The following is a 6162-nucleotide window of genomic DNA, read 5'->3' as shown; positions in this document are numbered from 1 at the left end:
GATCAGCTCGGCTGAACCACGCCACAGCTCACCCACCCGATCCCCGCCGCGTCGCCACTCCCGCCGCCGCAACCACCATTCACGCCACCGCTTCACCAAAAAACCGGTTATGCAAATGTCCCGCGAAAGCTGGGATCTCCCGAGACAGACCAATCGCCCGTGCGGCACAAGACCCCAGTATCCGCTGGGGTGACGTAGAACGGGAAGGCAGCGGGCTGACGGACCCCCGCCTACCTTACGGCGCGCTCGCCGTCCGAATGCTGCGGCCCGGCACCACGTCCTGAGACGCGACCACCGTCCCCGTCGAGGCGCCGAAGTTCTCCGCCGGCAGCGGGATCGGCGAGAGCGGATCGTAGGGATCGTCGTTGATCGACACCATCGCGCCCTTGGCGGTGGCGGCGAACAGCTTTTTGGCGAAGGCGGCGGGCAGGCGGACGCAGCCGTGCGACGCCGGGCGGCCCGGAATGGCGCCGGCGTGCAGCGCGATCCCGTCCCACGTCAGCCGCTGCATGTAGGGCATGGGCGCGTCGTTGTAGAGGTTCGACCGGTGCATCTCCTTCTTCTGAAGGATCTCGAACTCGCCGATCGGCGTTTCATGCCCGGGCTTGCCGGTGGACACGGTCGACACCGCGATCAGCGTGCTGCCGCGGTAGACATAGGCGCGCTGGAGCGCGAGGCTGACGGTCACCGTCACCGGCTCCGAAGTATCGGCGATGTCCTTCCAAACATATTGGCCGGGCTTCATCGCCTGGCTCGACGATACGCCGAACACCGCTGCGGGTTCCTGCGCCACCGCCGGCGCCGCTTGCAAGGAAAGCGCGAGTGCGCCGGCGGCCAGCCAAGCGCTATAATTGCCGATCTTCATTCCGCACCTCGAACAACATCTGGACGGAAACGGTGGAAGTGCTTCCCGTCCGTCGTCCCATGCTGCATCAACGTGCGCGCGACTGATTTGTGCCATTGACAACATACGAAAAGCTGTTGCCCGTCCGGTTTGGGTCGGTCGTCGGTTTCGGGGGACCGTGACAGTGCCGCCTATCCGCCGAGTCGGACCGCGATCGCCGGGCGTCCGGCCGGGTAGGCGGAGGACATGGCGTCCACATGCGGCGAGCTGCGCCTGAGCTGCGATGAACACCCCAGCAGGCCGGGAACTCGCTGGATTTGTTAGCTAAAAGGAAGTCGGACATCGGATACACGATGCCGAGAGCGGGTTTCAGGGCAGGACATTCCAGTGCAGAACATCGTCGAATCGGCGCCGTCGCGTCGCGCTTTTCTCACCTCGGGGCTCATGGTCGCAGGGGGCGTGGTCGCCTCGACCGCGATCGCATCGCCGGTACGGGCAGCCGTACCGGCCGCCGCACGGACGACGCTGACGTCGCCGCGGGTGGTGCGCCCCGCGCTGTTCCGCGAGGCGATGGCGGCATTGCAGGCGCATGGCAGCCGCATCGCCAAGCGCGATCGCATCGCGATCGCGGACTTCGCCGCCTCCTCGTCGGTGCCGCGCTTCCACCTCATCGACCTGGCCAGCGGCCGGACCGAAACGCTGCTGGTCGCGCACGGCAGCGGCTCCGATCCCCGGCACAGCGGCTTCCTCCAGCGCTTCTCCAACCTCAACGGGTCGAACGCCTCGTGCGAGGGCGCTTTCCTCGCCTCCGATTATTACGTCGGCAAGCATGGCAAGTCGCAGCGGCTCGTCGGGCTCGATCCGACCAACGACAACGCGCTCTCCCGCGCGATCGTGATCCACGGCGCCTGGTATTCCAACGCGGCGATGCTACGCACCCACGGCAAGCTCGGCCGCAGCCAGGGCTGCTTCGCGGTCGGCGAGAGCGAGCTGGTGCAGGTGTTCGAACACCTGGGCAACGGCCGGATGGTCTACGCCGCCAAGGTCTGAGGCGCAGAGGCTGCTGTCGGACACATCCCGTCATCCTGACGAAAGTCAGGATCCATTGCCGCTGCGTCTGGGGTCGCGAGCGTAGAGCGAATGGATGCTGACTTTCGTCAGCATGACGGCTGGGCCGGAGCCGCCGGTTCGCCCTAACCCCCCGCCAACTTTCCGCCTTGCGAGCGCATCGGCTCCCACGCTACCGCCCGCGGCGGTTTCCCGGGAGAACGCGCATGCACTGGTCGCTCGACGGCTTCGATCTCGACCGCTTCGTCCGCGATACGCTCGCCGAGGATCTGGGCGAGGGCGGGGACATCACCTCCGCCGCGGTCGTCCCGGCCGACGCGCGCTTCGTCGGCGTGATGGACAGCCGAGATGCGATCACCGTCGCCGGCCTGCCGATCGCCGAAGCCTTTTTCCGGGCGCTCGATCCCGAGGTGGAGATCGAGGCGCTGGTGGCGGACGGCGACCGCGTCGCCGCCGGCTCCGACCTGCTGCGGCTGCGCGGGAACGCGCGCGCACTGCTCACCGCCGAGCGGTCGGCGCTCAACACCGTCCAGCACCTCTCCGGCATCGCTACGCTGACCGCCGCCTATGTCGACGCGATGCGCGGCACCGGCGCGACGCTGCTCGACACGCGCAAGACGCTGCCGGGGCTGCGCCGCCTGGAGAAATACGCGACGCGCATGGGCGGGGCGACCAACCACCGCATGGGGCTGTGGGACTCGGCGATGATCAAGGACAACCATGTCGCGGTCGCGGGCGGGGTCGAGGCGGCGGCGCGCCGCGCGGCCGAGGCGGGCATCGCCTCGATCATCGTCGAGGTCGACCGGCTCGACCAGATCGCACCCGCGCTCGCCGGCGGCGCCACCCACCTGCTGCTCGACAACATGGACCCGGCGACTCTGCGGACCGCCGTCGCCGAGGTCGCAGGGCGCGTGCCCACCGAAGCCTCGGGCGGCGTGCGGCTCGACACCATTGCGGCCATTGCGGCGAGCGGCGTGACCTATGTCTCGGTCGGCCGGCTCACCCAGTCGGCGCCCGCCGCGGACATCGGCCTGGATTTCGCGGCGCTCTAGAAATCCGGCTTGCGGCGCGCGAGCGTGCGGCTAGGCTGCCGCCGGCAACACAGGGGGGTCCCATGCGTCCAAAATCCATTCAACGCTTCGATCAATTCTATCTCGGCGCGCTCGTGGTCGGCCTCGTCAACACCGCGGTGACGTGGAACGTGACGATGGCCCAGCTGCAGGCGCAGCCGGCGACCGCCGCGATCGCCACGCCGATGATCATCGGCACGACCGTGCTGAGCATCGGCATCTCGCTGCTGCTGTGGTTCTTCACCTCGCGGATGCGCAGCACGGTGACCAAGTGGATCATTACCGTGTTCTTCGTCTTCGGCGCGCTGATGGTGGTGTGGTCGCTGCTGAACGGCCAGTTCCCGTCCGTCATCGGGACGGTGCTCGCGCTCCTCGCGACGGTGATGCAGGGCATCGCCGTGTACATGCTCTTCCAGCCCGACGCCGTCGCGTGGTTCAAGGGCGAGCCGACCGGCGACCCGGCGACGCCGTTCGAATGAGCAAATTCTGGAAGACCCCGGCGGTGCTGATCGCCGCCGCGGTTCCCGGCACCGCCTTCGCCCAGGCGTATCAGTGCAGCGCGCCGGCATCGGTGCCGCGCCCGCATGCGGATGTGCCTACCGCGCAGCAGCCGCGCCGGGTGCTGCCGATCGGCAGCTACACGCTCGCGATCACCTGGTCGCCGCAATATTGCCGCGGCAAAGCGGGCGACGACGGTTTCCAGTGCGGCGGCGACAACCGTTTCGGCTTCACGCTCCACGGGCTGTGGCCGGACGGCGAGGGCAAGCAGTGGCCGCAATATTGCAAGCCGGTGGCGCTGCTGCCGGAGGCGGTGATCCGGCGCAACCTGTGCACCACCCCCTCGGCGCAGCTGCTCCAGCACGAATATGCCAAGCACGGCAGCTGCATGGGGGTGACTCCCGCAGCGTATTTCCAGACCGCGAACCGGCTGTACGGCAAGCTGCGCTACCCGGACATGGAAGCGCTGTCGCGACGGCCCAAGCTGACCGCCGGGCAGTTCGCCCAGGCGATCGCCCGCGCCAACCCCGGCATTTCGGCCGGCATGATGCGGATCACCGCCAATCGCGACGGCTGGCTCGACGAGGTCTGGCTGTGCCTCGACACGAAGCTGCGCTACCGCGCCTGCCCGGCGCACCAGGGCGGGCTCACCGCCAACGCCCCGCTCAAGATCTGGCGGGGCAAGCGCTAGCGCGCCGATACCCGCCGCCAGCCGGAGGCGCCGCCGTCAGGCGGCGTCGACGACGGCGGTGCCGGGGTGGTGCTTGTCGAGGTGGCGCTTGATGATCCGCAGATTGCGGGTGTTCGACCGGAAGAACAGGTCGGGCACCGCGCCGACCAGCGGGATCAGCCCCAGCAGCCAGTCGAACCCGACGTTGCCGGCCATGCGCGCCATCTGGAGCTTCGACATGCCCAGGTTGCGGGCTTCCCAGACCATGTAGCTGCCCATCGCCGCGCCGATGAAGCTGCCGCCGACGGGCAGCAGGTTGAAGAACAGGTCCAGACCCACCGGCACCTTGATGCCCGGGATCACGAAGCTGCGCTCGAGCAACCGCTCCAGCGCCACCAGGCGCTTGCGGACGGCGGCGGCGTCGCGTCCGATCGGGACGGCCTCGGCAAGCCGGTCGAACATCTCGGGCGACATGCGGGTGGTGCGGTTCATGGGCCTTAGCTGGGGTCGCCGCGCAGATGATTCAACGGGTGCCAGGCGCGCGCGTTCGGCGTCCAGGCGCGGAGCCGCGACGACACCAGCGACCAGCGCAACGGCGCCGCGATCGGCACGAAGCTCGCGTCGGCCGCCAGCGCCGCGTCGGCGTCGGCGAGCAGCCGCCCGCGCACCTCGCCGTTCGGCGCGTCGGCCGCAGCGTCGATGATCGCGCGGATCATCGGGTCGCAGGCGAGGCAGGCGTTGTCGAGATACCAGCGCCCCGCATCGAGCGGCGCGACCTTGTCGACCAGCCGCAGGTCGGCGTCGCGCGCGTCGAGCGGCACGCGCTCGACCGCCAGCCCGATGGCGCGCAGCGACACCGCGATCGGCCCCCACAGCAAATTGCCGCCCGGCCCATCCGGCAGCGCCAGCCGGAGCGCAGGCATGTCGGGATGATCCGCGCGCCACACGGCGACGCGGGCGCGAGCCTGGCCGACCGCATCGCCGCTCGGACGGGCTTCCCAGGGGAAGGGTGCGGGCGCCGCGGCGGAGTCGAGCTGCGCGGGGAGCAGCGTGGTGGCGGCCGCCCAGTCGTCGCGCACCGCGGCGATGATCGCGCCCCGGTCCAGCGCGGCGGCGATCGCCGCGCGGTTGTCGCGTTCGGCGAGGAAGCCCTCGCGGCGCGCCACCGCCAGCCCGAACAGCCCCGAGGCGGGATCGATCCGGATGCTCGGCGCAGCGACCTGGGCGAACGCGAGCAACGGCCATTCGACCAGCCCGCCGCCCAGCACCAGGTCGGTGTCGCCGCGGGCGAAGCGCAGCACCGCGCGCGCCGCCGTGTCGCCGCGCAGGTCGACCAGGTCGGCCGCCTGTTGCGGCGCGTCGGCGTCCTCGTCGGCCCATGCCCGGACCGGACGCAGCCGCTGGGCGCCGCGCACGGCGCGCGCCAGCTCGAACGGACCGGTTCCGCGCAGGCTGCGCGGCTGGAAGATCGCGAGTTCGGGCTGGGCCAGCAGCTTGAGGAACTCCGGCTGCGGGCGGCGCAGGCGGATCTCGACGACCTCGGGCGTCATCTCGACGATCTCGTCGACCAACCGCAGGGCGGTGGCGAGCGGCTTGTGCGAGGCGGGCTGCACTGCCCGTTGCAGTCCGCGCACCACGTCCTTTGCGGTCACGCGATTGCCGTCGGGCCAACGCGCGTCGCCGAGGCGGAAGATGTAGCTCTCGCCCTCGTCGATCACCGTCCAGCGTTCGGCGAGCGCCGGCTCGACCTGGCCGGCGGCATCGAAGCGCACCAGCCCCTGCGCCGTGGCCGCCATCAGGACGCGCTCCGCCGGCGCGAGCGCGGCGCGCGCCGGATCGGCGGCGCGCGCCGTTCCGCCGATGACGCTCACCGCCACCGCCGAGTCGTCGGTCTGTGGGCCGCAGCCGCCGAGCGACAATATGCCGGCGAGGAGCAGGGCAAACGTGCGGAACGGGGGGATGGGCAGGGGGGACGCCATGCCCCTTCCTGCCATCGACCGCGGCGCAGCGCC

General features: G+C 70.3%; 7 protein-coding genes. 4 read left to right on the top strand and 3 right to left on the bottom strand.

Annotation, left to right across the window (positions count from 1 at the left end; all coding sequences use genetic code 11):
* Positions 1-235: 235 nt before the first annotated feature.
* A complete protein-coding gene (locus ACBY01_RS02605) occupies positions 236-865 on the bottom strand; it encodes a L,D-transpeptidase family protein (protein ID WP_416459200.1) in 630 nt (209 codons plus the stop codon).
* Positions 866-1288: 423 nt separating this feature from the next.
* Here ACBY01_RS02605 and ACBY01_RS02600 point away from each other — a divergent pair, with 423 nt between their 5' ends.
* The 4 genes from ACBY01_RS02600 (at position 1289) to ACBY01_RS02585 (ending at position 4171) form a co-directional block, all read left to right on the top strand.
* The gene (locus tag ACBY01_RS02600; protein WP_416459208.1) at positions 1289-1894 is read left to right on the top strand and encodes a murein L,D-transpeptidase catalytic domain family protein; all 606 of its coding nucleotides are present in this window, start codon (positions 1289-1291) and stop codon (positions 1892-1894) included.
* A gap of 224 nt (positions 1895-2118) precedes the next feature.
* Positions 2119-2964 (top strand): carboxylating nicotinate-nucleotide diphosphorylase, encoded by an 846-nt coding sequence (gene nadC / locus ACBY01_RS02595; RefSeq protein ID WP_416459199.1) that lies wholly within the window; start codon positions 2119-2121, stop codon positions 2962-2964.
* Positions 2965-3026: 62 nt separating this feature from the next.
* A complete protein-coding gene (locus ACBY01_RS02590; RefSeq protein WP_416459198.1) occupies positions 3027-3461 on the top strand; it encodes a hypothetical protein in 435 nt (144 codons plus the stop codon).
* Complete coding sequence (locus ACBY01_RS02585; RefSeq protein WP_416459197.1) at positions 3458-4171, top strand: ribonuclease T2 family protein; 714 nt, start codon at positions 3458-3460, stop codon at positions 4169-4171. Before ACBY01_RS02590 ends, ACBY01_RS02585 begins: the two co-directional genes overlap by 4 nt.
* Before the next feature lie 36 nt (positions 4172-4207).
* On the opposite strand, the gene ACBY01_RS02580 is transcribed toward ACBY01_RS02585, so the two are convergent.
* Entirely contained in the window at positions 4208-4642 is a 435-nt protein-coding gene (locus ACBY01_RS02580; RefSeq protein ID WP_416459196.1) for a DUF4112 domain-containing protein, read from the bottom strand.
* A 5-nt stretch (positions 4643-4647) separates the two neighbouring features.
* Positions 4648-6129, bottom strand: a complete 1482-nt coding sequence (locus ACBY01_RS02575) for an ABC transporter substrate-binding protein (protein WP_416459195.1) — start codon at positions 6127-6129, stop codon at positions 4648-4650.
* Positions 6130-6162 lie beyond the last annotated feature (33 nt).

Origin of the sequence: Sphingomonas mangrovi, assembly GCF_047975845.1 — a bacterium.
Taxonomy (GTDB): Bacteria; Pseudomonadota; Alphaproteobacteria; order Sphingomonadales; family Sphingomonadaceae; genus Sphingomonas.
Note: the sequence above shows the minus strand (reverse complement) of the source record. Positions and strands in the feature narration are given on the sequence as shown.

Excerpts from the sequence above, each read along its gene's own strand:
- ACBY01_RS02605 (WP_416459200.1), bottom strand. The coding sequence starts at position 865 with ATGAAGATCGGCAATTATAGCGCTTGGCTGGCCGCCGGCGCACTCGCG.
- ACBY01_RS02600 (WP_416459208.1), top strand. The coding sequence starts at position 1,289 with ATGGTCGCAGGGGGCGTGGTCGCCTCGACCGCGATCGCATCGCCGGTA.
- nadC (WP_416459199.1), top strand. The coding sequence starts at position 2,119 with ATGCACTGGTCGCTCGACGGCTTCGATCTCGACCGCTTCGTCCGCGAT.
- ACBY01_RS02590 (WP_416459198.1), top strand. The coding sequence starts at position 3,027 with ATGCGTCCAAAATCCATTCAACGCTTCGATCAATTCTATCTCGGCGCG.
- ACBY01_RS02585 (WP_416459197.1), top strand. The coding sequence starts at position 3,458 with ATGAGCAAATTCTGGAAGACCCCGGCGGTGCTGATCGCCGCCGCGGTT.
- ACBY01_RS02580 (WP_416459196.1), bottom strand. The coding sequence starts at position 4,642 with ATGAACCGCACCACCCGCATGTCGCCCGAGATGTTCGACCGGCTTGCC.
- ACBY01_RS02575 (WP_416459195.1), bottom strand. The coding sequence starts at position 6,129 with ATGGCGTCCCCCCTGCCCATCCCCCCGTTCCGCACGTTTGCCCTGCTC.